Below are 26978 nucleotides of genomic sequence, written 5' to 3'. Positions count from 1 at the left end.
AGACAGGCGGGCTTTCGGCGGCCCTGGAGTGCGTTGTGGAGCGTTCCGGCGCGGTCTGGGTAGGTTTTTTCCGAGCATTTGGGCGACGGCAATAAGCAACAGGTGACCCTCGCGCAGCGTGGCAAAGGTCAAATCGGGCGGCTCGATGGGCCGGCAGCGGACTATCCTCGGTACTATCAAGGTTTTGCAAATTCATACTGTGGCCGGCACTCCACTCGCTGCCGGACCGGATCTCAGGCTCGGAAGAGGATTATAAAAGTTATCGCGACGTCAATGCCTTCATGGCGCGCGCGGTGTCCGAATTGGGAGATAACGCAGTCTACTGGGTTCATGACTATCATCCTGCCGCTCGGCGCTGATTTGCACAAACTCGGCATTGACAGGCCGATCGGCCATTTCCTGCATACGCCGTGGCCGGAGTCTGACATGATGGAGCGCGTGCCCAATTCTGGCGAGCTAATGAAATGTATGCTCGAGTATGATCTGCTCGGTTTCAGACCGACCGTGATGTGAGCAATTTCCTCGCCTGTGTCCAATCTCATTTGGGGCTGGAGAGCAAGAACGGGGCCGTTTTCTCGGACCATGGCCAGACGCAATGCCAAAAGTTTCCTATAGGTATCGATCCGAAGCGATTCGAACAGTGTGCCGCAGATTCGCTTGAGGCGCAGAAAGCCTACATTTCGCAGCTGAAACTTGGTGGAGCAAAGCTAGTTATCGGCGTCGATCGGCTCGACTACACCAAGGGCATCGACAATCGGATTAAAGCTTTCGATCTGCTGGCAGTCGAGCCGCAACGTGTCTCGCTCTTGCAAATCGCAACTCCCTCACGTGGCGACATCCAAGCGTACAGCGAATATCGGCGCGACGTCGAAAGACTCGTCAATTAAGTCAACAACCGGCATGGCACGGACGAGTGGATGCCGATTATCTATGAGAACAGGTCGTTCACCCAAGCTGAGATCGCGGGTCTTTACAGAGCCGCGCGTGTTTGCGTTGTGACGCCGTTGCGCGATGGCATGAATCTTGTGGCGAAAGAATACATTGCTGCACAAGATCCGAGCGACCCTGGCGTTCTGGTGTTATCGAAGTTTGCCGGCGCGGCCGAAGACTTCGGCGAGGACGCCCTGCTGGTAAATCCGAGGCTCTCCGACGAGATAGCTACCGCGATCTCAAGAGCGGCCAGGACTTCGTTCGGCAACTGGACAGCAGCCGGGTTACGGTCCCTGCGGATCACTTCCACTATGTTGGCTTGGGCTGGATCAGCGAGGCCCAAATGCCTTCGTATCGGACCGAGCCAGAATTGCACACCGCGCTGACGCGTGCACTGGATAAAAACTGGGTCCTGCCGATCGTATGATGCAGAATATGAAGCACGCGAGCTTTGCCTGCATTTGCGCATCCCTCAATGCCGAGCGCTTGGAGAGAGAGATACTTATACTGACCGCCTGAATGCGGCTTAAGCGGCTTATCGGGACCACAGTCGGGCTTTGCATCAGACCCTTGAGCCAGGCCTCCGCCTCCGCCAGTGTGGTCTCTTGCCGCCGAGCGGAGTCATCACGATTGCCTAGTCACCCGTGATGACGACTGGCGTGCCAATTCCCGCGGTTTGGCGCTCACCCCGAGAAAACCGCTTCTACCACGCACGCACGGCTTGCCGCCGCATCGTTAAACATCGCCACCAATGCGATCTTCTGCGTTCTAACGACGTTGTCACGCGCTTGAAGTCTTGTCCGAAATCCTTCATCGGCGACCTGCGAGGGATGTCGCAGCCCGACAGGGATCCATTAGTTGGACAATGGTGGCAGCGGAGCAGCGCCGCCAATGGGCGACTGAATATTTCACAATGTTAGACAAGCGTAAAAGCGAACTCACATAACGACATAAACATTTCGTTATGCGTCATTGACAAAAGAGCGGACTGCTGTGATTGTCTGCGTGTCGTGGTTCTCGCGTGCGGCGCTGCCGCAGCGGAGCTAAGAGGGAAGCCGGTGCAATGCCGGCGCTGCCCCCGCAACTGTTAGCGGCGAGCCAACCCCCAGTCATGTCACTGAGGCGAATACCCTCAGGAAGACGGGTAGAGGCTATGACCCCGCGAGCCAGGAGACCTGCCACGGCGAATTACGTCCACGGGCGGGGTGTCTCGGTGGCCGCTGCAAGCCGGCGTTCGTGCCGGTCTGCTAGCGCCTTCCTTGTCATCGGCGCCCCAACCATCGGGGTATGACATGACTGACTCTCAGGAAATTCCTGTAGCAACGCTCGGCGTGCCGCGCTTCGGTCGTCGGCGAGAACTGAAATTCGCGCTTGAAAGCTACTGGTCCGGAACATCGTCCGCTGGCGACCTTCTCACGACGTCGAAGGCGCTCCGTGCCGCTAGCTGGGAAGAGCAGCGCGATCGCGGCGTGTCGAAAATCCCGTCGAACGACTTCTCGCTTTACGACCATGTGCTCGACACCGCAGCCATGGTCGGGGCCGTTCCATCCCGTTACGGCTGGAATAGCGGCGAGGTCCCACTTGACATCTACTTCGCAATGGCGCGCGGCAACCAGGGTCAGACGGAGGATTGTGGACACGCTGGTCACCAGGAGGAGGCTCATGGACCTGGTGTAACCGCGATGGAAATGACCAAGTGGTTTGACACCAACTACCACTACATTGTGCCGGAACTCGATGATGATCAGACGTTCGCCCTCTCGTCATCGAAGCCGGTCGATTACTTCCTCGAGGCCAAAGCTCTCGGCATTCACACACGCCCAGTCATCCTTGGACCCATCACCTTCCTCAAGCTGGCGAAATCGCCTGCCGAGGGGTTCGGTCCCATCGCGCTCCTACCGCGGCTGCTGCCCGTTTACGAGCAAGTCCTGCAGAGGCTGAAGCTGTCGGGAGCCGACTGGGTGCAGATCGATGAGCCAGCGCTTGTCCTCGATCTGAACCCGAACGAACGAGCTGCGTTCGAATTCGCCTATGGCCAGCTGTCGAAAGCCGCGCCCGAGCTGAAGATCATGCTGGCTACGTATTTCGGGTCGCTGGGAGACAATCTCGAAACCGCGGTTTCTCTGCCCTTGGCCGGGCTGCATATTGATCTCGTGCGCGCTCCCGAGCAGCTGGAAACGGTGGGTCGGCTCGCTCCGAAGGATCTGGTGCTCTCGCTTGGCTTGATCGATGGCCGCAACGTCTGGCGTGCGAACCTGCCCGCCATTCTCGACCGCATCAAACCGATCGTCGCCGGCTGGCCCTTGGACCGCGTCGAGATCGCGCCTTCTTGCTCGATGCTGCATGTGCCGATTGATCTGCGCATGGAGACGGAACTCGACGCCGACATCAGGTCGTGGCTCGCCTTCGCGGCCCAGAAGACCGACGAGCTGGTCTTGCTGGCCCGGGCCCTGTCCCAAGGCAGGGATGCGGTGGCAGGCGCGTTGAAAGCGTCTGCCGAGGCTGCCGCCACGCGCGTGACATCCACGAGGATCCATGACCCGCTTGTTCAGGGGCGGATCGCTAGCATTGAGGACAGCGCGAAGCGACGAGAGAGCGCTTTTGGCGAGCGCTCCAGAGTCCAAGCCGGCTCACTCGGGCTGCCGCCGTTCCCGACGACGACCATCGGGTCCTTCCCGCAGACGCCGCAGGTACGCAAGGCGCGGGCCGCTCATGCGAAGGGCCAGCTGAGCTATGTCGACTATGAGACGTTCCTGAAGAAGGAGATCGAGGCTGCAATTCGCTGGCAGGAAGAGATCGGGCTGGACGTGCTGGTGCACGGTGAGTTCGAGCGAAACGACATGGTACAGCATTTCGGCGAGCAGTTGTCCGGCTTCGCGCTCACCCAGCATGCCTGGGTACAAAGCTATGGGTCGCGCTACGTGCGTCCCCCCATCATTTTCGGCGACGTATCGAGGCGCAATCCGATGACAGTGCGCTGGTGGCAATTCGCCCAGTCGCTTACGGAAAAGCCCGTGAAGGGAATGCTCACAGGCCCAGTCACCATTCTCAACTGGTCTTTTGTTCGCGACGACGTACCCCGCTCCGAAGCCTGCCGCCAGATCGCGCTCGCCATCCGCGACGAAGTGACGGATCTCGAAAGGTCCGGCGCAAGGATGGTCCAGATCGATGAGGCCGCCTTTCGCGAAGGATTGCCACTGCGCCAATCTGACTGGAAAGTCTATCTCGACTGGGCTGTCGAATGTTTCCGGATCGCTTCAACGGGTGTAAAGGACGCGACTCAAATTCATACCCACATGTGCTATTCGGAGTTCAACGAGATCATTCACGCGATCGCTGGAATGGATGCGGATGTCATTTCGATTGAGACGTCGCGCTCGAAGATGGAACTGTTGGACGCCTTCACGAGCTCCAAATATCCGAACGAAATCGGTCCCGGCGTCTATGATATTCACTCACCACGCGTCCCGGAAGTCGGCGAGATTTCGGACTTAGTCATGCTTGCCCGCGAGCGACTGTCCGACGGCCAACTGTGGATAAACCCGGACTGTGGCCTCAAAACACGCAAATGGGAGGAGGTCCGCCCTGCCCTCATTAACATGGTCGCTGCAGCACGCGCGCTCCGGCAGAAAGTGCAGGCGTGAGGCTTCTCTTCCTCACCGTGTGGGGAGTTGCCGACTGGCGGATGTCGGCCGGGAATATGCCAAACCGATCACACTCTTGGAAATAAGCCACTCGGCGAAAATGTGCAATTTTCCTTCGGCACGTGTCCTCATCCCGCAGAAATATGAATGTGACACTACGCTATAGTATTGGTCCTTGGGAACATACAGGCCCCGCGCCTCGAACAAATCGTACACACGTCGTTTCTCAAAGTAGACTGCTTGGCATGTTCGCTCAGGCGGCGACAATATATGATGCTGCGCGTCTGTCCGCTTCCCCAGTTGATTCGCGCAGACTACGGGCGAGGTGGCAGGTTTCGGGTATTGCTAGCCTCCCGCCAATTCGGAGATGGATGTGGCAATTCGTGTGGCCCAAGTGAAAGCCGCAATCATTTTCGATTGCGACGTCCGCAGCCAGTTGGCCCTTTATTTTCCTGAGATCTGCGTTACAGGCCGGGGCGTTGTCGCCGTTTCGGAGGGTAAGATGGGATAGGCGACCTCGGGTGCCTCTCCGGTCAGCGAGTTGAGGAAGGCAACAAGCAGGTCAACTTCTTCGTCCGCCAGTACTACGCCAAGCTGGGTGGTCCCCATGATGGCGACGGCCTGTTTCAGATCCCAAACCTTGCCCGAATGAAAGTATGGCGCGGTGAGTGCAACGTTGCGCAGCGGCGCCACGCGGAAAACATAGTGGTCATCGGCTGCATTGGTGACCGCAAATCGGCCCTTGTCTTTGTCCGGCAGGACCTCGGCGCTGGGCTGTTCCACGAGGCCGAATGGGAAATAGGCTTGCCCACCAACGTTGATGCCGGCATGGCAGGACGAGCAGCCTTTGTCCATGAAAAGCGCCAGGCCCTGTTTCTGTTCGGAAGTCATGGCAAGCTCATCACCATTCAGGAAGCTGTCGAACGGGGCCGGTGTGACCAGTGTCGCCTCGAAGGCTTCGATCGCCTTGGCGAAGTTGTCGAAGGTGACCCGATCGGCTTCAGCCGGAAAAGCTGCATCGAACCACTCGACATATTGCGGCATGGACTTGAGCGTGGCGATGACTTGGTCCGGTGTATTGGCCATTTCGATGCCGGCTTGGACCGGTCCCTTCGCCTGAGCCTTCAGGTCTGCGGCACGACCATCCCAGAACTGAGCGATGTTGAAGACAGCGTTCAGTACAGTCGGCGCGTTGCGCTGTCCCTTCTGCCAACCATGGCCGATCGAGGTTTCGTGATTGTCGTCGCCGCCGGTGGCCAGGTTGTGGCACGAGTTGCACGACAAGACGCCTGACGCCGAGACGCGTGGATCGAAGAACAGTGCCTTGCCGAGAGCGATCTTTTCCGGGGTGATCGGGTTGTTGGCGACTGTCGGCGTGGTGGATGGCAAAGCCCTGAAGGTGGCCAATGCCGTATCTCTGAGGTCGGTGGGGATCGAATCCGCAGCAAAGGCGGTGGGTGCCAGCAAGGTGACAGCCATCGTTCTGAATAGGATTTTCATAAATGGTCTTCCTGCGTCGTGCACGCAGCCACTATGCGATCTGCGGCTCATGAACGCCCTGAGCTAGATCAGTTGAGGGAGAGGATCGGGGTCTGGCACCCGTTTTCGCGGCGGAGCTGGGACCCTCTTGGAAGTGATCGCTGTTGTCGATTGGACTTCAGGGAGGAGGAGTATCCCTGCTCGGCAACCGGTTGGATGTAGCAAAGCACGCACTGAGTGCGCTTCGTAGATTCGGTCACTGCGATCTTCCAGCCATCGTTGAGAAAGTCGATAGCATCTGCAAGACTTGGCAATCTCTTGCACCATGTGCGCTGCACGCCTTGCGAAAAGTGAGCTTCTGAAACCTCAGGGTTCATTCGTTCCTCCTGACCTGCTGATTGCGTGAATCGGCCTTATCGACACCCGCGGACTGCACATTGTGGTGTCACCAGCGATGGCGGTCTCAATACCTAAGCAGCAACGGTCTATGCGACAGCCATGGATGTCCTGTCGGAATAGCCGGTTCGCCTTATCGACGTCACACCGGCATATAGCTCCGCTTCTACGAACATCCCATCACGCGAGGAAAGACATGGCCAACACGCGCAGTATCGCCAATCTAGCCCTTGTGTCGGCGCGGCGCTTGAGCAGGTCCACCGGCTGTAAGTGCCTCACACCTTGATCCACAGATCCTAGGCGATGACCACGTTGTCGTCATAATTTGACGGGCGCGGGGCATTGGCCCATAAGCGAGCCACCGCAATCCGTGCGGTTGCCAATACGTAATGAAGTGAATTGGAATGAATCTCCGGTTTGCGAAACACGCACGTCCGACGCAGCTTGCGTTGACAGAGGCGGTTTTACGCGCAATAGCACTTCCGCCGGCCTATTTTTGTGGAGTTCAATTGTGGTTCGGCCAAGGGGCGCTGGGCGCCGGACGGGCCCCGTGTAAACCTCATTAAAGAGAGAGAGACCCTGCATGGAAGAATTCTTACCGCGCATCGCCACTGGTGCGGGCATCGGCCCGGCTGTCGCAGAGAAGGCCGTTGGGTTAATGCTGGGTTTCCTGCAAAGCCACGCGGCCGACGGTCCCGTTGCGCGCATGATCGAGGCCATTCCGGGAGCTTCAGAATTAGTCGCGAAGTATCATGGCGACGACCCAGAGGGTGGCGGCCTTATGGGGCTCGGCCAGCAATTGATGAGTGAGGGTCTCAGCATGGCAAAGATCGCCGGCCTCGCCAACGAGACGATCGCCTGCGCCAAGGAACATGCCGGCGACGAACTCGTGGACGAGGTCCTCAATTCCGTTCCTGGCCTTCCCCAGTTCGTCTGATCAGCGGCAGCCGGGGGCGCATGACCTCGTGCGCCCGTGCCGGCCCGTCTGCGCAGCAGGCATTCTCCGCCGAGCGTTCCGTACCGATCTCGCCAGACCACCGACCGCCGGGCACGCGAAGCGAGCGTTGGAGTACTTCATTCGTCTATTCCAAAATCGACCTCAGGCGAATCGATGTGTATAATTTCCGGCGGTAAGGGTTTATCCTGAACGCTTTCGATGAAGCTCGCGAGATAAGCAAACGTATTGTATTTCTCGAGGACCAACCGCTTCGCCTCTCTTATTGCGCCGCGACGTTCCTTCCAGAGGTCCGAGTTGATGATTTCTTGAATTTTTGGGATTACGTTCTTGTCCTCTGGGTCAATCAGAACCATAGAGTCCGAAGGGAAGAACCTCGTGATTGCCGGGCTGCCGTAATAGATCGGCATTGTTTCAGCGACGAAGCAGTCCATAAGCTTCTCTGTAAAATAGTAATCAGCACGAGTATTCTCGAACGCTATACTGTAACGGTAAGGTGCGAGTGCGTTCCATTTATCTCCAATCAGCCGAAAACCTCGGCCGAACAGGTCAAAATCGAACTCCTTTCTCAGCCGTTCCAGAAACGCCAGCCGATATCGATGTCCTTTAAGCAGGGCGATGTCACTGGTAATCCATGAGAGCCGAAGCGGCTTATCCACGACTTCGCTGACCAGAAGTTGGTCATATGTCTTGTTTACAGACCAAGACCGAGTGATAGGTGGAGACAAAACGAATCGGCGCGCTGCATTCTGCCGAGCAGCCAGCTCTGCGTCACACGTCAGGACGATAGTATTTTTCCCCTGCCCTTCATGAAACGCGCGATGAGCTTTCGTCGGCGGTTCGCCGATTGCAAAAATTGTCCTGTTTGGGCTCGCCTCGATATCAACAGGGAGCCCGAAAAGAGAAGCAGAGTTAAAGACGATATGCCAATCGGGCACGAAGGATGTCGTGCGAACAAAAGCGACATTGTTCCAGATTCCACTGCCCTTTGGAGTGAGATGGTGGATTGCATCATCCAAAACGCCCCAAGAATCTAGACATGTAGCAACAATGGGCGCCGGGCGTTCCGTCAACAATTTGGCCGACAAAGAAGTTTCACTCCCTTCACTCGTGAAGGTACTCAATCGCCATTCCGGATTGCGGTAACATTGGGCAGCATAAACCTTCCGGGACCCGCTGTCGAGGCAATTGTCGCTTTGCACTTGACCAGGTTCTTCCTCGCTTTGTGTGGTGATCAGGCCGGCTGAGTGGCAGCATGCGTGCCCTAATGAGTTCGCAGCCCGCTCTGCCCAATGGTACGTTTAATCGTCTTGAGGCGGTTGATCAGCCCTTCCGCCTGGCCGTTGCTCCACGGTAGTTCAATGGCATCGCGAACGGCGTCAGCGTCACGGCGTAGGACCCGACCGAAACGCGTGATGGCGACGGACCCGGAGTTGACGCCACGTCGATCGAAGTGTCGAGCTCGCCCAATTCACAGGCCCCGCAAAATGCCGCGGAAGCGCATGGCAAGCCTGCGCATAGTGGCAAACTCATGTGATCCCTGCTTCAGGACGTCGACCTTTGTGGCCTGGTTGATCATCAGCACATCCCGAGGCTTCGTGCAGAGGGCCGGGGCGACTACCGGCGAGATCACACGGCCAGTCGCGGGATTCCGTATCGGGACAGCGTCGCTGGCTGGTTGATGCGCATGATTGAAGCAGGCGACGCACTGTCCTTGCCCGGCCTCTCGGTGCGGCGCCAACTTGCGAGAAGCCGCTCCAGATTCGAGAAGCTGCCTGTGTCGCCGCGCTGTTCGATATCGTGGAACAGGTGTCGTCCGCAGCGATTGCCGTCTCTCGAGGACCGGCTAAGAAACGCCCCGAAATACATTGATGTCCTTTGTTACCAGCGGCGGTTCCCAGCCCCTTGGAAGAGTGGCTCACCGGGCGATGAACTTACATTTGGCCATGGCCAATGAACGTCCATCGTCCCTGACGCCACCAGCAAGCGATCACGATCCCTGATTTCACAGTCAAAAGAAGTAATACCGAGACAAAAAACCGCGCTTAGGCTCAAGACTAAGTTTGACGCAAAGTTACAGCCGGGACGCGCCACGCACCTCGGCAGGGTCGCCAACAACGAGTGGCTCAGCGTCACGACGGGAAATATGGCGCATCGATGTCGCTTCTGGACGAGCATTGGCAATAACGCTGTCGAGCATTGTTGCTTTCAGCGGCAACCGGCCCTATGAAGCCACGCTTCGCTGACTATGTTTCACCGCCTGGAGAGTTTCATGACAGAAGAAGCCGGAAAAAACGTCGACACCCTCATTGAGCTTGCCGCCGATGTCGTGTCGGCCTATGTCTCCAACAATCCGATCCCGGTGGGGGATCTCCCTGCCCTCATCGGCCAAGTGCATGCGGCTCTGAGAGCGACGGCCGGAGGTGTCTCTGCGCAAGAGCCGGTTGCCCTTACGCCTGCAGTCTCGATCAGAAAATCGGTGACACCGGACTACATCATCTCCCTTGAGGACGGGAAGAAATTCAAATCGCTAAAGCGCCATCTGTCGACCCACTATGGGCTGACGCCGGACGAATATCGGGCCAAATGGGGCCTGCCGGCGGATTATCCCATGGTCGCGCCGAACTACGCCGCGGCGCGCTCGACATTGGCCAAGACGATGGGGCTCGGCCGCAAACCGAAGGCGCCGGAAGCGCCGGAGCCTGCGCCGACGAAGCGAACCCGCAAGAAGGTCGCGGCTTGATTTCGGCAATCGAGATTCGTTCTGGAGCGTTTCAGCCATCGGCTTAATCTGCGCGGTCATATAAAAAGGCGGGGCCAACCCCGCCTTCCTTTCAAACAACTTTGTTTCATGAGGAATTCGCGACGCCTGCAGCAATCTGCTGCCCTCAGTTTTTGCTCGGTCCCATCGAGCGGCCGTGAGGACCTACGTGCCTACTCTTGCCAGGACGCAGGAGAAAATTTCAACCAGCTTTGCTGAGGCTGCCAGCGGAGGACTTGCCAGTGCGGCGATCCTGCTCGATCTCATAGTTGATCTTCTGGCCGTCAGCGAGGGTCGAGAGGCCCGCGCGTTCGACAGCGGAAATGTGGACGAAAACATCCGGACCGCCATTGTCGGGCTGGATAAATCCAAACCCCTTGGTGCTGTTGAACCACTTTACCGTTCCAGTCGGCATATACTTGTTCCTTCTTTTACAATGCAACGTGGGCAGGCCATTAGGCCTGTCCGAGTCATAGCCGAGAGTTGGGCGCAGCAAAAAGCGAAAAATTGTTAAGCCCCGATCAGCTGGCGCACTCCATTGTGGGCGTAGCCGCCAGCAAGCACTGTCCTACACTACCGCTCGAGCGTGGCCGGAAGCGCCCAATTTCTTCCAACGCTCCTCAGCGCCACGTCGATGGCTCGTGTTTGGAGGCACGGGACGTAAGGCCGACCGCTGCTCGTGCCGCAGGTCAAAGGCCGGGTAGTTCACGGAACTGCCTTCGAGCATAACGGCTTGGCAAGCGCATGAAGGAGTTTCGATTTGGATTGTTTCAAGAGGGTCGAGGGGTTGATCGATGCGACCAGCGTGGAAGCGATCGATAGCGCGCGCGTTTTGCTGGACCAGTTCAAGGGCAAGTCAGAAACAATCGCCCAAGCGATTGACGACTTCCTGCTTGATTTCATGACCTTGCTGTTTGTGGTAGAAGCCACCCGCGAGCAGTTCCACAATCCGGCGAGGCGGTTAGCGCGCATCAGATTGAGCAAGGTCAGGCTGTTACTCACGCGATGCTCTTGACCTAAGCGACCACTCCGCCAGGCATGCATTTGCAGCCGAGCGCACCAGGCGGTATTTTACGCACATGAAATGAATCGCGACTGCTAATTCCCCTGTTTGGTGCCCAGGGACAACGGCAAGCGCGCACAGCTTCGGTGCTGCTGTCCTGCAGCGACAAATGTTGCCTGCATGCCCCCACGGCGAGCGCTGGAGCGACAACATCTCAATTCTGTCCGTCAGTGCAGCGGCCTTCGAAGCGCATCGTGTACCCCTCCCCGGCAGCGCGCCTCATCGTCTTCCGAAGGAAGAAGATACTCTCAGCCATGCTCGCGTCGCCTTCAGCCCTGTTCGATGGGCCCATAATGTCGGATGCGCAACATGTCAGACCCGACTTGTCTTCATGCCTCGAATGGTTTTCTGATCTGGCACGGTGCATGCCTGGTCGTCCGCAGACGTCGCGGACCAAGGAAAATCCGTCCAATGACCACCTCGCCAAGAACACCGCCGCAGGTCTCCTGGGTCCATCCGAAGATGAGGCTCGAGTGAGGCCTGGCCGCATGTTGGTCTGGCTCGGCGCTGCCCGCCGATCCTCCCCACGGGGAGGCGAAGACGCAACGCGTTCATCAAAATGAGGAACAAATCACTTTGCCTCGAACCTTGCCTTTCCAACCGGAGCCATCGATCGCTCCCCCTGGCTGCGCACGGCGTTCACTGCCACCGCCCTGGCCCTGGTGACGACCGCTCCGGCTCTGGCCGCCACCGACGGCGGCAATCGCGGATTTCCTGCTCGACTATGGCATGGAAGGATCGACATCCGCGATCACCGCGCGCCAGTCGTCACTCACATGGTACAAGGTCAGCAGCGCCGACGAGCCACCCGGCAAATCCGGACTTGCCCATTTCCTTGAGCGTCTGATCTTCAAGGCGACCACCAACCGCGCCGGCAGCGAGTTCGACCGAGCCGTCTCAGTCAGCGGCGGCTACAATAACGCCCCCAACGCTATGACTAGCTTTGGGCGACATGATTGGCTTCGAGGCCGATCGCATGTTTAACCTCATCCTCAACGACGATATCAAGACCGAGCGAAACGTGATTCTGGAGGAGCGCCGTTGGCGCAGAGAGACGAACCCGCAGGTCTGCTGGACGAGGAGGTCAACGCGACGTTGCGGCCGATCAGCCCTACCGCATTCCGGTCAACGGCTGGATGCAGGAGATGGACAAGCTGAACGGCACCGACGCATTCACGATCTACAACAAATGCTGCCGACCCGAACAACGCCGTGCTGGTGGTGGCCGGCGACGCAGAGCCTGAGACGGTGAAGGCGCTGGCCGCGAAGACCTATGGCAAGGTTGCGCGCGGGCCGGTCCTGCCCCCGCGCACCTGACCGGCCGAGCCCGACTAGTAGAACCGCGAGGCATCTTCTCGCGATTTCAGGGTATTCTCCTTTCCACTTGGGTACCGTGGTCTGCTAGCTGTCTGGCCGAGGCCCTATAAGGAACTTGGCATCCGGAATAGACACCGCACTTGCCATATACCCCTGCTGCGTTTGAGGAGGAATCCGGTATTGCCCCTGTGCCTGCCGATGACCCGTCACCTGAGATCCCCTGACCTGTTTCGATCCATTGATCGCCTGCCGACACTTGGCACGCGGATTAGCGAGCGGACATTCGAGGTTCTCAACCCGTCGACCGGCGAAGTGCTGGCAGAACTACCCGACATGGGTGTCGAAGAGACATGCGCTGCGATCGACAAGGCCTATGTCGCGCAGCCTGGATGGGCAGGGTTTACCGCCCGTGAGCGCAGCGACGTTCTATGGCGATGGTATCAGTTGATCATCGACCACGCCGACGATCTCGCTGCAATTCTCACCGCGGAGATGGGCAAGCCGCTTGCAGAGGCCAAATCGGAGCTATCGCATGCTGCGGCGTATCTGCAATGGTACGCCGAGGAGGCAAATCGCGTCTATGGCGAGACGATCTCCGCACCATCGATGGACCGCCGAATGTTGGTGATCAAGCAGCCCATCGGGGTCGTCGGCACGATAACGCCATGGAATTTCCCAGCCTCGATGGTGGCGCGCAAAATCTCGCCAGCCTTGGCAGCGGGCTGCACGATCGTCCTCAAGCCCGCTGAACAGACGCCGCTCGTGGCTGGAGCAATGTTCGCCCTCGCCCATCAGGCAGGCTTCCCCGAAGGCGTCGTCAACCTGATCTATGCGTCCGAAGGTGACGCGGTCGGCCGCGAACTTTGCACAAATCCCAAGGTCCGCAAGATCAGCTTCACCGGGTCTACGGAGATCGGGCGCCTACTCATGCGCCAGTGCTCGGACCAGATCAAAAAAGTCAGCCTAGAGCTCGGCGGCAATGCACCTTTCATCGTGTTCGATGATGCGGATGTCGATGCCGCAGTTGACGGTGCGATCCAGGCGAAGTACCGTAATGCCGGCCAGACCTGCGTTTCAGCGAACCGCCTTTACGTCCAGTCGGGCGTTCACGACGAGTTCGTCGAGAAATTCGTGGAACGGGCTCGCCAACTTCAAGTTGGTGACGGTTTCGCGCCCGGAGTGGACATCGGACCCCTCATCGACAAGCAGGCTTTGGCCAAGATTGAATCCCATATTGCCGATGCCGTAACTAAAGGCGGCGCAATTCGATGCGGGGGCAAACGCCTCGGCACGAATGGCACGTTTTTCCAACCAACGGTCCTGACCGGTGTCACCAGCGAGATGACCGTCGCGCGAGAAGAGACATTCGGGCCGCTCGCACCGATTATTCGCTTCAAAGATGCGGATCAGGTCGTGCGTGATGCCAATGAAACGATCTACGGCCTCGCGGCCTATTTTTATGCCTCGAACCTGAAGCGTGTCTGGCGTGTCGCCGAGGCCTTGGAATATGGAATGGTCGGGGTAAATACCGGCCGGATGTCTTCGGAAGCGGCGCCGTTCGGTGGGATAAAACAGTCCGGCATCGGTCGTGAGGGATCCCGCCATGGCCTCGAGGACTACCTCGAAATGAAATACCTCTGCATGGGCGGCATCTGAAGCATCGGCTTGCAGGGTTCACAGACGGGTTACCTAGCGAGCGATCTCCAAACATGTGAATTGTAGAATCGCTCCTCGATTGGAACTGAGGGGCGGTCCGCACCCGAGCAAACACGCAACCCTGATGAGCCCCCTAAAATAGCTGGATGTATCTCTCGACGAGACAAGCGTCTGCATTTTCGGCGAAGACGGCGCGCATGCGACGGAGGATACGCTTGCGATTTGGCGGCCCTCGCCGACTATCCTCAGGCGACGGGCTGTCGTTGCGCGGTCTGGTTGGAAGCTTGTGCACCAAGCCATCGTCAACGCTGATTGAGCAATATCCGGCTTCAGGGGCAGAATTTGGACCTGCTCCATTCCGATTCCGATATCAGTAGCTCAGCTGTTCTTCCGCTGACTGCCGCGCCGGTACACGCTCGGACAGAATCGAAGGTACCATCACGCGGCATTCGCATCCACATTGTGATCGGCGCACGGTCCAGGGCGCGCCAGCTTGACCAAGCGGGTCGAACCGAATGACAGCCTTGACCGGCTGGAGGACGGAAATCCCGATGCCGAAGAGGTTGGTCAGCCCAGTCGAGCCCACACGCATTTTCGGCACGAACAGCAAGGGCTGGGAAGCGATCGGCCGAGCAGTCCTTGAAGGGGCGGGCCAGGGTTGTTTGACGACGCGTTGGTTCAGGTCAGCTAATCTAGTCTCTACCCTTCAGAGCGGCTTCCCTCGCCAGTGACAGCGAGCCAAGATATTTGGCATCGTCGGCTTTGATTGCCGCGCAGATCTGGTCGAGATGGGGACAGCTCACTGGTGCATCTTTGGGCTCATAGTGTTTCCTCGTCATCGAGATGAGGATTGCCGGATTTGGCGTAGAACACCAACACGGGTCCGAGATCAAAGCGCGTCCCGGGCACAAGGCGCTGGACGGACCGGGGCCATGTTTCGGTTGAGGCGCCATCGATGCCTCGCGCCAGCGTTCTGGCGAAGCGGGGCATCAGCGGAGCGAGTGTCGGTGCCAGGATCGCAGCGGCCGTCGTCTGAAGGGCTAGCGAAGTCCGATTGCGGGCAGGATAGAAACGTCGCGCCGCCGCAAAGTCTCGCGCCCCGCGGTAGATCACGCAATCGCGCACGAATTCGCAGACCTGAGTGGCCGCGCGCCGAACCGAGAAGCCTTCGTCCGAATAGGCGCGCTCCATCGCAGCGCGATAGATCTCTATGCGAGCAAAGAAGGCGCGGTCGACCGGGCTCCAGTCGCCTGCATCGGGTACACGGCCGGCAAAATCCTGCTTGATTTCCTGGTTCAACGCCTCAAGCCAGTTCAGCCAGATGCTTTGGAACACCTCTTTCTCGGTGCGGCGCAGCGCGTCCAGCGTGAAATCCGTCCGCTCACCTTCCGGGCGTGTCAGGCCCAAATGAAGGCGCACGACGTCGACTGTCTTTGGGCTCAGAACCTCCTTGCCCCAGACCGCATGGCGGCAGCTGGTTGAGAACTTCTTGCCGTTGAGCAGGTAGAACTCGTTGACGTGATAGCGGATGCGTGGCGTCCAGTGGGAGAAGACCTCGGCGTAAAGAGCGGGGTAGAGTAGCGCGTGGTAGAACGAATTGTCGAAGCCGAAGAAATGGACAATCTGCCAGTCGTTGCCGGGCATCTCCGCCTTCCAGTCGCGACCCATCGAGCGGCCAAGCGCCTGGATGTTGTACAGAAAACCGAATGCCATCTCCGGCCACACCCAGATCACTTGCCCCGGGAACCCCTCCGCCGGCAGGCCCCAGTCCGAGGGGTGGGTAATGGGCACTGAAAAGTCGCCGCGTTGGCGTAGGCGCGCGAAGAGATCCAAGATCCGTAGCGGGACGCCCGACGCCCTTAGATGCCGGTCGATATTGTCGTAGCATTGGTCCATGGCAAGTTCTGGACGGCGGAGGGAGCCGACCACCGGCGCCTCGGCAGACTGCCGTGACCGCGCTGCACCTAAGTCGTGGCAAAGGTTTGGGGCACCGCATTCCTCGCAGATGTTGCCAGCGGCGGAGCCGCCGCAATCGGGGCAGAGGCCGCCAACATCCGGCTCGTAAAGATAGTGGCCTGTCACAGCATCAAAAAGCGCAGGGCTCTGGCGCAAATCTACCGCCGCGCTGCTCAGAAGACTCCGGAAACACGCGGTTTGGAACTCGCCGTAACCGTCATCGTCCATTGTGGCTTGGAAGCTGTGGACCTCACAATCGAGAAGTGCAAGCGTGGCGCGAATCTCGTCGGCATAGTAGCGCGCCACGTTTGCCGGCGTCGATTGATCGGCATCAGCGCGCGCGGCGACGTAGCTTTGGAAATCATCGCTTCCGGTCAGGTGATAGGCCTCGACTCCTTTCATGCGCAGGAAACGAGTATAGACATCAGCGCCGAAATAGGGGCCGGAAAGATGCCCCAGATGCAGATCGCCATTTGGCGTCGGCGGCGTGGAGAAGACGAAAGTCGGCGCGCGGGGAGCCGTGAGCTTTGCAGCGACATGATGAGCGGCGTCGTCGTCACGCCAGTAGACATCGACGAAATTTAGGTCTTCGTCCCCATCGTTGCGCAGCACATGCGCTTCAAAAGGGTGAAACAGAACGACATCGCCCGCCTCGACCGAGATTTCCCCCCGGTCGGTGGTGACCTTGCCCGCACCAGACAGGACCACGAAGGCCTCGATTTCGTCGTGCCGATGGGGCTCGGATGTGACGCCGGGTCCAACCTTTCCGAATGAAAACCCCGTGCGAGCGCTGCCCGTTCCAAGCGTGGCCGTGTCGATACCAAACGCCCGCGACAGCTCCGTTCGAGAAAACGTGTATTTGCGCATGACAACCAACCTAAGCTGTTGAAGCAGTGGGACCTTCGGCTGCCAACGCAACAGCCTCCCGTGCAATTCGTGGAGAGAAACGGCAGTCTGACCATTGGCGGCCCGGCCAGGATAGTGCAGCTCTGGACCGGCAAGCGGGCAACCAAGGGGGGCACTAGTCGGGCTGTAGGCGCACAGAAGACCGCATGCGACCACCTCCGCAATCCACGTGCCAAAGCGTCGTAACGGGCTGCGGTCGATGCTCCGCGAGCCCGCAAATCAGACGTCCATACCGTCCGCGCATTTTTGAGCGGTCGATCAGCTTCGTGTGCATGCCTCCGCCTGGCTGCGTGAGCTCAATCGCGATAGAAGATGCCATTTGGGGGCTTGAGATTGTCGAGATCGGCCACTTTGCCCTCGGGCGGGTTAAGGGCGCGCTTAAGCACGTTATATTCAGCACGGGTCGGCCCGCCGGTTGAAGCACGCTGGAACACCAAGTAGAGTGTCCGCCGAGAACGATTGCTTTTGTTCGGTCGTGAGTAGTGTGGTGCGTAATCGTCGAAGATGAAGATGTCGCCAGACTTCCATACTACGGGTTCCCAGGAGAACTTTTCGGCAACTTGAGGGTCGATCACCCCACCGGCATCCATGGGAAACACCCCCTTCTTGTGGTTGCCGGGGCTGAAGAAAAGCCCGCCGTTTTCCTCGTCGGAGTCGTCGATGCCTATGGCAACCACCGCATGGACCATCCGATCCGGGAGTTTGTGTGGAATGTGATAAATGTCCTGATGCGGGAGATAGCCGCCGCTGTCGGGGTAGTGGAAAATCAGCAACTCCTTGAGCCTGCGCGAATCTTCGCCAAGCAACTCCTCGACCGCTGACTTTATGCGCTGATCTTCTAAGAGCAAACGACGCAATGGATCATGGAAGTCGAGAAAATTCTCCATCTTGGAGGTGATCTTTCGATTGTCCGTCGTTTTCTCGAACCACATGAGCCATTTATCATCGCTGACGACCCAGCGTGACATATCTTCGACAAAGGTAGAGATATCTTCCTGAGCCGCTGGATCGAAGAACCTTTCGAGCCTGACGTATCCGTCCTTCTGCCACTTTTCTCTTTGTGCATCAGTCAACATGCGAAAAGCCTCCTGTTGGAAAGACTGGTTTGGTTGGACATGCCAATTAGGGCGGTCGGGCGCTGATCAAGTTGCGGGTCCACGGAGACGGACTCACGTGATGAGGGAGGCGATGCTAAGTGCGTTCCGCTCCGGCGGATATTGTCCGCAGAAGCTCGGCGCGAGACTGCCTATGTCAGGCTCAGCCGGGTCCAGGGGTTCCGTAAACTGGGCCGGATCAATCGCTTCACCCGGTTCAACCACGACACGCATCGCCAAAGGCCGGCACCATCCGCTACCTGCCGACCCAGCCATGGCCGCCAAGACCACGGCGGTCTTTCGAGTGAGCGACTTGGTACGGCCTTGGCAACCGTAGGGGAAATGCACGCCCCCAGAGTGATGCGATGCGCCGCTTGGTCGAAGGGCTTGGTCGGTCACGATCATATCGGAGAAGCCTCCGGGGTTCGCCGCAGCGCAGGCGGGCATCATTCCTAGGATGCCACCGCCGATGATCAAAAGCATACGAGTCATATTCCACTGCCCATTTCTTCGGCTGCGTGGTCGGGCCAGCTCTCGATCGAGGTATGAGTGATGAAGCCAGGATGCTCGGGGTTCGCGCATGGCGCGCGCCCAAGTAGGCTATCGAGGATGCGACGCGCGCGCCAGGCCAGCAAGCTTAGGTTCGGATCGGCCAGGCCGCGCTGCCCGAGGCTCGCATTTTGTACGAAGATGCGTCTGTCACACGGTCCGTCCCAGCTCACCGAAAAATCCTCGCGAATAGCTAATTCATTGTCGATCTGCTCCAAGCGGCCCATGATCGGTTCCAACAAGCTTGGGACCGCGTTCTCGTAACCGGTGGCCAGGATGACGATGTCAGCCGTGACTTCTTCGACCTCGTCCATGCCATGCTGCAGGGTCAGCCTGTGACCCGGTCCGGCGTTGATGCAGTGCGAGACGGTGCAGCCCGGCCGCAGTGTGATGTCGCATCGGTATGGCTCGAAAAATGCATGGCGGTACAGCGCCTGATAGATCGCGCGCAACGTGCTTTCCGAAATGCCGTCCGAAGCAAGCACGAAACGCCGCAGGAGCAGCTTACGCTGCGACTCGCTCATCGCCGCGAAGCGATCCGAAAAGCAGGGCATGAACAACTCGTTTGTGAACGGGCTGTTGTCCAGAGGCAGATAGTTTTCGCGCTGCGAGACCCAAGTGATCGAGGCAGGCCGCCGTTCGTTCGGCAGGCCGACAAGGTGCAACATCACCTCGGCTCCCGACTGGCCTCCGCCGACCACGCAGACATGCTTTCTCCGCACCTCAGGGTGGATGTGCAGTAAAACCGATGAGTGGAACAGGTTGCGTCCAACCCAGCCCTGAAATTGAGGCGGAATTTGCGCCTGCTTGCCAATGCCGACCACAACGTTTCTGGCGCCGAGAACCGCCTTATCCGTCCGCACCTGAAACTCGCCGTCAAAGCGGATTTCGCGCACTGTCTCGCCGCCACGCACAAGTGGGTTCCTGTGGAAGACCCAGTTCAGGTATTGTTCGAACTCCACTCTGAGCACGGCTTCGAACTGTGCGTTCAGGAAGTGATACAGACGCCCGTTCTCGTGCAGGAAGTTTACGAAAGTGTAGGCTGATCGCGGATTCACTAGGGTGACCAGGTCCTTGAAGTGGCTGACCTGGAGCTCCGAGGAATCGAATGCGATGCCTGGATGCCAGCGGAAGCCGACCTGCCGATCCAGGAACACTGCCCCCTTCCCAACTTGCTCGTGTATCTGACACGCAAGGCTCAAATTGGACGGGCCAGCACCGATCCCAACGCAAGATAACTCCACCTGCTTCCTCCTATAGCGTCTTCGCACTAGGCGGCTTGTTCGCGGCGAATATCGGCCATAGCCATTAGCCTCCGCTCACGGACTTCGAGCCCTAGTCCCGACCGGGCTTTGCGAGAATTTATCCTGCGCGTTCGGGTCTTCGCATGTAGACCCGCGCATTCCAGCGCGGTGACAATCGACGAGTCATGCCGGCGACGTGGGGCAACGACGTTTGTCCTTTCCGCCCGTCTGGATGCCCCCTCGCCGTCACGCGAGGAGCTTTCCAGGCCCACTAAGGTGTTTGAAGCCGGCGCAATCGCCTGCCTCGACCATGACGCGCCGGCCTTTCGGCGGCTTGATGGCAGGCGAGAGCGCGGTTTTCACTGCGGCGACGGCATTTTCGGTGCGCATGATCATGGACGACGTCTCGCTGATGCGTTCGCAGAGTCCCATGCATGGGCCGTGCCAGAGAAGGAAATTTTATAAAACAAGGGGTTGGCGGATTTACGATCCTGTCGGAAATCCGACATTGGGGGGGACGCCTCACTGCGGCGCCCGATTTGCACATCGATGTCGCCTTTTTCCGGTAGCTAATCGGGCACCTTCTGCACCAGAATACTTCTCTTGTGGAGACCAGCACGAAGTCTTCATGAACGGACAGTGCAGAACCTTGCGTCTCTGCCGGACAGAGTACCCGCACGATCGGCATCTGTTCCCCGCCGACCAGCCGACCGCGTGGCAAAGATTGAGAGCGGCGAAGCTTGCGCTAACGGCCACATTTGTCCGGTATTTCAGCGATGCATTCCTCGAGACGCTTCAGGCGGCACTTCGCATTGCGAAGTTCATGTCCGGCTTCGAAACGCCGATGGCGCCCCTGAGGTGTAATCGCCACGAGATCGCGCTCCAGTTCGGCAATGCGCGCACGACGCAACCTGCCGAGCCTCTTCCTGACGCAATGCATTTATCCATCCACGCCCGCGAATCGGTCTTCCTAGCAACACCCTAAAGGCTATGCGGGTTATGCCACCGAGACGGAATTTCCGGCAAGCCCACGCTCTAAACATCCGCTATGCAATCTGGAGAAAGCGTTCTTCGGGAAGAAGGCTGACGCTGCTTGGGGGAAAGCACTAGGAACCCTCGGATCTGACGCGTCGCGTCGGCCGATTGCGGCAGCTCCAAAGCGCAGGGACAGGCCGTCAAGCGCCGGGCAGCGTGCCCTTCATCGACATTGCGAAGACATCGAGCAGGATGGCCAGCCCGACGCCGCACGCGGTCAGGATAAGGCCGGCCATGAAGATGCGGTTGGCGCGTTCGTAGATGGGTCGGCGCAACGAACTCATGTCGAGTAGCAGGGACAGCGCCCGCAACTGCAACGTGATGCCGACCAGGATCGGCACAACGGCGAACAGGTCGTAGAGCCGCCATGGCATGGGGTTCGCCGCCCAATGCGTGACGAAGCCGAGCGAAAAGGCAAGCAGAATGCCGACGACGGTGATTGTGCCGTTGCGAAAAATCGTCTCGATCAGCTCTTCCTTCGGATCGTGTTCGTCCAAGCGTCCCTCCTCTCACTCAGCAGTTGCAGGCCTTTGCCCGGTCGACGTAGGCTCTCGGGAAATCCCTGTACATCGCCGCCAACTAGTCAAGGGCAGGACCGAAGCCGCGAGGCAAACGTTTTTGGTTGCGCTGCCCTCATCACTTCCTGGGGCGCCATCGGCCTTTGCCGCGAAGTGAACGATGGAAGGCCGCCTGCCACGGGTGCTGCGCTCAGAGCGGCAGGGTCAAGGGCGCCATTTCAGCTGGAGTGAAATAAAAAAAGCTGAATGGCACTCTAGGTGTTTGGTCCCGAGCTTTGATGGTGCATTATTTTCTTCCGAATGGAAGGAGGCATTATGGGCCAGGTTCTACACGGCAGCGCCACGACGACAGAGGCAGTCCGTCGAGCCATACAAAATAGTCATGTCTGGACGGCGCCCGCTGATCAATGGTTTGTTTTCAGCGATGGGATGTTCGCGGGTGCGGTCATGTCTCCGGCCTGTTGCTGCGGTCTTGTGACTGCTGGCCCTGATGGTATCCGCTGATCCTTTGGCCTGATCAAGAGAGCGAGCTCGAAGCTCCGACTATGCTGCAGGCTTTCAGGATCTGTCCTCGTCTGTTCCCATCACGTCATTGTCACCCTCGATTCCGGTTCGCGGCCTTTGCCGATGCTGTTGGTACGCCGGTGTGCCGGCATAGTGTGTTGCGTCGCGCATAAGTGCGAAGACGATACGGGCGAGCTTGTTGGCGGTCGCCACGGCGACAAGCATGGAGGGCTTGGTCTCCATCAGGCGATCCGCCCAGTTTCTCAACGCATCTCCGGAACGCTTGCGATGGAACAGAACGGCATGAACGCCGACTACGAGCAGCTTGCGCAAATATCGGTTACCCATCTTGGAGACGCGTCCCAGCCGTTCCTTTCCGCCGGAGGAGTTTTGCCGTGGCGTGACCCTAAGAAGGCGGCGAATTCGCGCGAACCTGAGAAGGTGGAGATATCCTGGATGCTCGCCGCAAGCGCGGAAGCAGTAATGGGGCCGATGCCGGGAACGGTCATCAGACGGCGTGCCATTTCATCAGTCTTGGCGAGGGCCAGAATAGCCTGATCGCTCTGCCTGATCTCGGCATCAAGTCCGCTCAGTTGGCGCACCAACGGCAACAGTGCCGAACGCACGGTCGCCGGGATCATGTCGTTGCCCTCCCCTCGACAAGCCAATTCGATCCGCATCCCGCTGCGGCGTCACCGCATCGCTCTTGATCGCCTTGCGCCGCCAGCCGAACAGCTGCGAGTCGCCACTCCAGCCTCTCGCGCGATCGCCGACACATTCGCGCCCGGCTTCAGCGTCGCCTCGATCAGAGCCGTGCCTTCGCTTGCGCCGACCAGCGCCGCAGACGCTGCGGGCTTGCCTCCGGTTCGGAACCGCCTCAAGAACATGGGAACTTCTATCATCAGATAGGCGCAGACATAGAAATTGACACCGCAAGCTCCTCGCTCCTTCAGTGTCATCATCTCTCACAGATCATCTGATGCCGCGCCAGATGGGATTGGCTCCGCGCTTACACCAGATCAATCAGGCGCCTACCGTCGCAGTCATTGTCGGAACTACGACGATGTCGGACATAAGACACAGCGCTATCAAAGTGATCGTATTGTTCTGAAAAGATTTTCCTGGTTGGCACGACACATGCAAGCCTATGCGCAAACGCACTGCCGCGCCGCACCAACTGAGAAGACCTCATCCCATGATCACGCTCGCCGAGCATGCGGTCGCCGCCGCAAACACTGAGCTTTCCCGGGCGGAAGGAAGCCTTTGCGCTGTCATTCTTCAGGTTGTACGGACATGACCGCGTTCGATTTCCGTCCAACTCTGAATACTCTCGACGATGATCCCTATCTTTGGCTTGAAGATATAGAAGGCGAACGGGCACTTGACTGGACCGCCAGCCAGTCGGCCAGGACACTGGGGCACTTCGGTGGAACGCAATTCGAGCGCGACCGCGCGGCCCTCACAGCGATTTTCGACCGTCCGGACAAAACTCCCCAGATCAAGCGCCACGGTCATTACCTCTACAATTTCTGGCAAGATGCCCGCAACCGGCGCGGACTGTGGCGCCGGAGCACCCTTGCCGCCTACATGAAGGCGGATCCCCAATGGGAGGCACTGCTCGATCTGGACGCCGTCGCCGTTAGCGACGGAGAGGACTGGATCTGGGCCGGCACGTCGATCGAGCCGGAGAGACGGGAAAGAGCCGTTCTGCGCCTGTCGCGCGGCGGAAGCGATGCGGTCGTGCATCGCGAATTCGATCTGAAGTCTCTTAGCTTCGTCGCCGACGGTTTCAACCTCGCGGATGCCAAGGGCGGGGTTAATTGGCTCGACCCTGACACGCTCCTGCTTTCTAGTGCGTTTGGTGATGGCATGGCCACCCGCTCCGGCTACGCGCGCACCGTGCGGCTGTGGAAGCGTGGCGCGGATCCGCTCACCTCAGCGGTAATCTTCGAGGCCGATTCCGAATCCCTCGGCGTATCTGGTCATTTGGACCGTACTGCCGGGAGCGAGCGCCTTTGGTTCATCGAGACGCCGGCCTTCTTCGAAATGATAGGTCATATCGGCGACAGGAGCGGGCCGAAGATACAGATCGACCTTCCACGGGACGCCCGCTGGAATGGATTCGGCGACTGGCTGGGGGTAAGGCCGCGCACGCCGTGGACGGTGGGAGGGGCGACCCATGCCGCCCACGCGCTGATCGGCATCTCGCTTTCCTCGTTCATCGCCGGCGAGCCCAGTCTTGCCGCCCTCTTTGAATCAGGCGACAGGCGCTCCTTGCAGTCATTCTTCTGGAATGACGGGAAGCTCATTATCTCCTACCTCGTCAAACTCGATCCGCGTTTGGAGATGTTCACTCCCGACCGCCAGGAATGGACGCGCCGAGCCCTGGACACCGTGCCCGCCGAAGGGACTGTTCACCTCTGGCCATTCGATGCGGAACGTCACCAGACCAATGGAGCGGCTCAAGACCCGATCACGCCGCCGCAGCTTTTTCTGATCGACCTCAATACCGCGCCACCTCTCAGCGCCCCAGTGATCCTGAGGCGCAGCCCCGAGCATTTCGACGCATCCGGACTGGTGGTCACGCGCCACGAGGCAATCTCGACCGATGGGGAGATGATCCCCTATACGCAGGTCGGCCCGGCGAGCGGGAACGGAGATGCCCCGGTTTATCTCACCGCCTACGGTGGGTTCGGCGTATCGGTCCTGCCCTACTACAACTCCTCGATCGGCAAGCTGTGGTTAGAACGCGGCGGCACGTGCGTGGTCGCCAACATCCGGGGCGGCGGCGAGTTCGGCAGCCGTTGGCACGACGCCGGGGGCAGACAGGGCAAACGGCTCGCCCATGACGATTTCGCCGCTGTTGCCACCGACCTGGTGCGAAGGGGCATTACGCGGCCGAGGCGGATTGCCGCCGAGGGCGCTTCAAATGGCGGCCTCCTAATCGCCAATATGCTGACACGCTATCCTGATCGTTTCGGCGCACTGTTTAGCACAATCCCACTTACCGACATGCATCGCTACACCAAGCTTTTGGCGGGTGCGAGCTGGAAATATGGCGATCCTGACAAGCCGGACGATTGGACTTTCCTGAAACAAATCTCCGCCTATCACGCCGCGGCGCCGGGACAGCCCTATCCGCGGATCCTGCTTGCCACCAGGAAGCGAGACGACCGCGTCCATCCGGGCCACGCGCGCAAGATGGCCACAAAGCTGCAGGCTCTTGGCTATCCCGCTTACTTCTACGAGCCCGGCGCAGGCGGGCACGTCTCCGGCAAGAACAGTCGTGAGCGAGCCGCATTCATTGCAATTTCCTTCGCAGTGCGATCGGCTGGCAAGTCGATGGCGTTCGATAGGTGCACGGAGACAAAGGGCAACGTTTCACAAGTGAGTACAGGTCGATGATTGGCGAGCAAAGGGCAAACAAAAAAAAAGCGCGCTGTCCCATGCAAACTGCGCATGAGCGCTTCGTCGATTCCAGCAGGTTTTTTCATGGTGCGTCGCATCATTTCTGAAGAGCAAGGAGAGAATATCATGGCGAGAAAGCGAATGGGCGTGGCGCGGGGAGCAACAGCGGCCGTCGTCCTCATGGTGGTGGGACAGCAAGCCGTTGCGGCCGACCTTGTGCAAGCCCCGAGCGTCCCGCAGGCAGGAGCCTCGGTCCCGGAACGGCCAAGCCCTTGGCAGATCCGCCTGCGTGCGTTGGGGGTCGTCACTGAGGATTCGGGCTACGTCAATGCAGTGCCCGGCTCCGGTCTTTCCTATTCGGACACTGTGACGCCGGAACTCGATATCTCCTATTTCTTCACGGGCAACATCGCCGCCGAGCTTATCCTCGGCACCACCTACGCCAACATCGAGGGCCAAGGAGCGATCGGCGCGCTGGGCAATATCGGTAAGATTTGGCTGCTGCCCCCCACGCTCACATTGCAGTATCATTTTACCGATTTCGGCGCATTCAAGCCCTATGTCGGTGCCGGCGTGAACTACACGATCTTTTATAACCAGGACGTCGGCAGTGCAGATGCTCTCCATGTTAAGAACACGTTCGGCACGGCGCTGCAGGTCGGATTCGACTACATGGTGGATCAGCACTGGGGTGTTAACTTCGACGTGAAGAAGCTGTTCCTCAAGCCAGACTTCGACGTAACGGTCGACGGCGCGAAGCTGACTGGAAAGGCGGAGCTCGATCCCTGGTTGATAGGCGCAGGTGTCACCTACCGCTTCTAACAACGAAAGGTGAAGGCGGCTGCTGATAGCCGATCTGAATGAAGGGCGCCTCGTGCGCCCTTCATTACGGTCTTCCCTGCACTGGCGACACTTGAAGAAGCCCTTGTCGACGGGCGGCCGCCCTCCTCCTGCGGACCAAGAAGGGTACCCCTGGTCAATACGGCCTCGACTAACGCGCGCTTCGGACAAGGATGGCTGTTGGTGGTTGTTGATGAGCTTAAGTTGGGGTCTTTGCCCGACATCAGTCTCCCGGACGTCATGTCTGAGCTATGCGCCTGCGTAAGGCGAGCACGGAGCTCCTCGACGCCGGACAGGATGCCTTGTTCAGCCATGCTGCGACAGCTGCTGTTCTTTGCTGCAGGAGCGGTGGCTGGCGCCCCGGAAGCATTCCTCGGCAGGCCAAGGCCTGCTTTTGCCTGCCCCATGGCTTGACCCATGGCACGGTACCGCGCTCCAGCTCGGCAATGATGCGGTCGGTGATCTCCTGATAGAGGCTGGGGCCCGGGCGCCTGCCCTTGCCTGCGCCAGCCTCTCCGCTGGTGGTAGGCTTGCTGTTTGCATGCATCGTTTCATCCTCCGCTCACCAATCGCCGCGCCTTTCCCCGGAAGCGGGGTGGGCGGCGAGTCGCGACCGGAATGGCCCGCCCAGTAGGCGGACCGCATCCGAAGGACCGGAACGAAGAGGAGGACCCTGAGCGGCACGCGAAGGGTTGCGGGCTGCCGCAGCGGGTCTAGAAGGGA

The 26978-nt window shown here is 59.1% G+C and carries 19 protein-coding genes, 5 pseudogenes and 1 riboswitch; of the genes and pseudogenes, 12 read left to right on the top strand and 12 right to left on the bottom strand.

Features of this window, described 5'->3' with window-relative positions; all coding sequences use genetic code 11:
- The first annotated feature begins 194 nt into the window (after positions 1–194).
- The 4 genes and pseudogenes from NKK51_RS27105 (at position 195) to metE (ending at position 4574) form a co-directional block, all read left to right on the top strand.
- The gene (locus tag NKK51_RS27105; protein WP_352555222.1) at positions 195–359 is read left to right on the top strand and encodes a hypothetical protein; all 165 of its coding nucleotides are present in this window, start codon (positions 195–197) and stop codon (positions 357–359) included.
- Entirely contained in the window at positions 331–513 is a 183-nt protein-coding gene (locus tag NKK51_RS27100) for a trehalose-6-phosphate synthase (protein WP_352555185.1), read from the top strand. The genes NKK51_RS27105 and NKK51_RS27100 overlap by 29 nt, the downstream gene beginning before the upstream one ends.
- Positions 510–1316, top strand: a pseudogene (locus NKK51_RS27095) (alpha,alpha-trehalose-phosphate synthase (UDP-forming)). Before NKK51_RS27100 ends, NKK51_RS27095 begins: the two are co-directional and overlap by 4 nt.
- 608 nt (positions 1317–1924) lie before the next feature.
- Positions 1925–2127, top strand: a riboswitch (cobalamin riboswitch).
- A gap of 95 nt (positions 2128–2222) precedes the next feature.
- Positions 2223–4574, top strand: coding sequence for a 5-methyltetrahydropteroyltriglutamate--homocysteine S-methyltransferase (metE, locus tag NKK51_RS27090; RefSeq protein ID WP_352555184.1), 2352 nt, complete (start codon positions 2223–2225; stop codon positions 4572–4574).
- A 444-nt stretch (positions 4575–5018) separates the two neighbouring features.
- Here metE and NKK51_RS27085 read toward each other — a convergent pair whose 3' ends face one another.
- Positions 5019–6074 carry a cytochrome-c peroxidase gene (locus NKK51_RS27085; protein WP_352555220.1) on the bottom strand — a complete coding sequence of 352 codons (1056 nt, stop codon included), beginning with the start codon at positions 6072–6074 and terminating at the stop codon, positions 5019–5021.
- Between the two features lie 958 nt (positions 6075–7032).
- Here NKK51_RS27085 and NKK51_RS27080 point away from each other — a divergent pair.
- Positions 7033–7386 (top strand): hypothetical protein, encoded by a 354-nt coding sequence (locus tag NKK51_RS27080; protein ID WP_023783327.1) that lies wholly within the window; start codon positions 7033–7035, stop codon positions 7384–7386.
- A gap of 137 nt (positions 7387–7523) precedes the next feature.
- Here NKK51_RS27080 and NKK51_RS27075 read toward each other — a convergent pair whose 3' ends face one another.
- Entirely contained in the window at positions 7524–8528 is a 1005-nt protein-coding gene (locus NKK51_RS27075; RefSeq protein WP_352555182.1) for a glycosyltransferase family 10 domain-containing protein, read from the bottom strand.
- Between the two features lie 124 nt (positions 8529–8652).
- Positions 8653–9270: pseudogene (locus NKK51_RS32445) on the bottom strand (transposase); the annotation flags it as partial.
- 406 nt (positions 9271–9676) lie between these two features.
- On the opposite strand from NKK51_RS32445, the gene NKK51_RS27070 reads away from it, so the two are divergent.
- Positions 9677–10147, top strand: a complete 471-nt coding sequence (locus NKK51_RS27070) for a Ros/MucR family transcriptional regulator (RefSeq protein ID WP_352555180.1) — start codon at positions 9677–9679, stop codon at positions 10145–10147.
- A gap of 220 nt (positions 10148–10367) precedes the next feature.
- Here the strand turns inward: NKK51_RS27070 and NKK51_RS27065 are convergent, their stop codons facing one another.
- Positions 10368–10580 carry a cold-shock protein gene (locus NKK51_RS27065; RefSeq protein ID WP_023679670.1) on the bottom strand — a complete coding sequence of 71 codons (213 nt, stop codon included), beginning with the start codon at positions 10578–10580 and terminating at the stop codon, positions 10368–10370.
- 345 nt (positions 10581–10925) lie between these two features.
- Between NKK51_RS27065 and NKK51_RS27060 the strand changes: the two genes are divergently transcribed.
- From NKK51_RS27060 to NKK51_RS27050, 3 genes and pseudogenes are all read left to right on the top strand, one after another.
- Positions 10926–11180 carry a hypothetical protein gene (locus NKK51_RS27060; protein WP_023671853.1) on the top strand — a complete coding sequence of 85 codons (255 nt, stop codon included), beginning with the start codon at positions 10926–10928 and terminating at the stop codon, positions 11178–11180.
- 656 nt (positions 11181–11836) lie between these two features.
- Positions 11837–12539: pseudogene (locus NKK51_RS32440) on the top strand (M16 family metallopeptidase); the annotation flags it as partial.
- Positions 12540–12743: 204 nt separating this feature from the next.
- Positions 12744–14201 carry an NAD-dependent succinate-semialdehyde dehydrogenase gene (locus NKK51_RS27050; RefSeq protein WP_352555218.1) on the top strand — a complete coding sequence of 486 codons (1458 nt, stop codon included), beginning with the start codon at positions 12744–12746 and terminating at the stop codon, positions 14199–14201.
- An 819-nt stretch (positions 14202–15020) separates the two neighbouring features.
- Here NKK51_RS27050 and NKK51_RS27045 read toward each other — a convergent pair.
- The 4 genes from NKK51_RS27045 to NKK51_RS27030 form a co-directional block, all read right to left on the bottom strand.
- Positions 15021–17024: a class I tRNA ligase family protein gene (locus NKK51_RS27045; protein ID WP_352555177.1), complete on the bottom strand. Its 2004-nt coding sequence runs from the start codon at positions 17022–17024 to the stop codon at positions 15021–15023.
- 335 nt (positions 17025–17359) lie between these two features.
- Positions 17360–18139: a phytanoyl-CoA dioxygenase family protein gene (locus NKK51_RS27040; RefSeq protein WP_352555175.1), complete on the bottom strand. Its 780-nt coding sequence runs from the start codon at positions 18137–18139 to the stop codon at positions 17360–17362.
- Positions 18140–18645: 506 nt separating this feature from the next.
- Complete coding sequence (locus tag NKK51_RS27035) at positions 18646–19950, bottom strand: lysine N(6)-hydroxylase/L-ornithine N(5)-oxygenase family protein (RefSeq protein WP_352555173.1); 1305 nt, start codon at positions 19948–19950, stop codon at positions 18646–18648.
- Positions 19951–20196: 246 nt separating this feature from the next.
- Positions 20197–20382, bottom strand: a complete 186-nt coding sequence (locus NKK51_RS27030; RefSeq protein WP_352555171.1) for an iron-sulfur cluster assembly accessory protein — start codon at positions 20380–20382, stop codon at positions 20197–20199.
- A gap of 196 nt (positions 20383–20578) precedes the next feature.
- Between NKK51_RS27030 and NKK51_RS27025 the strand changes: the two genes are divergently transcribed.
- Positions 20579–20935 (top strand): hypothetical protein, encoded by a 357-nt coding sequence (locus NKK51_RS27025; protein ID WP_352504769.1) that lies wholly within the window; start codon positions 20579–20581, stop codon positions 20933–20935.
- Positions 20936–21125: 190 nt separating this feature from the next.
- Here NKK51_RS27025 and NKK51_RS27020 read toward each other — a convergent pair whose 3' ends face one another.
- The 3 genes and pseudogenes from NKK51_RS27020 to NKK51_RS27010 form a co-directional block, all read right to left on the bottom strand.
- A complete protein-coding gene (locus NKK51_RS27020; protein WP_023736366.1) occupies positions 21126–21482 on the bottom strand; it encodes a hypothetical protein in 357 nt (118 codons plus the stop codon).
- 579 nt (positions 21483–22061) lie between these two features.
- Positions 22062–22340, bottom strand: coding sequence for a hypothetical protein (locus tag NKK51_RS27015; RefSeq protein WP_352555223.1), 279 nt, complete (start codon positions 22338–22340; stop codon positions 22062–22064).
- A 6-nt stretch (positions 22341–22346) separates the two neighbouring features.
- Positions 22347–22516: pseudogene (locus tag NKK51_RS27010) on the bottom strand (transposase); the annotation flags it as partial.
- 784 nt (positions 22517–23300) lie between these two features.
- On the opposite strand from NKK51_RS27010, the gene NKK51_RS27005 reads away from it, so the two are divergent.
- Both NKK51_RS27005 and NKK51_RS27000 read left to right on the top strand, forming a co-directional pair.
- Entirely contained in the window at positions 23301–25412 is a 2112-nt protein-coding gene (locus tag NKK51_RS27005) for a prolyl oligopeptidase family serine peptidase (RefSeq protein ID WP_352555169.1), read from the top strand.
- Positions 25413–25541: 129 nt separating this feature from the next.
- Complete coding sequence (locus tag NKK51_RS27000) at positions 25542–26237, top strand: OmpW/AlkL family protein (RefSeq protein WP_352555216.1); 696 nt, start codon at positions 25542–25544, stop codon at positions 26235–26237.
- Positions 26238–26617: 380 nt separating this feature from the next.
- On the opposite strand, the pseudogene NKK51_RS26995 reads toward NKK51_RS27000, so the two are convergent.
- Positions 26618–26802: pseudogene (locus tag NKK51_RS26995) on the bottom strand (ArdC-like ssDNA-binding domain-containing protein); the annotation flags it as partial.
- Positions 26803–26978: the final 176 nt, after the last annotated feature.

It is taken from the genome of Mesorhizobium sp. M0011 (assembly GCF_040324155.1).
Lineage (GTDB): Bacteria > Pseudomonadota > Alphaproteobacteria > Rhizobiales > Rhizobiaceae > Mesorhizobium.
Note: the sequence above shows the minus strand (reverse complement) of the source record. Positions and strands in the feature narration are given on the sequence as shown.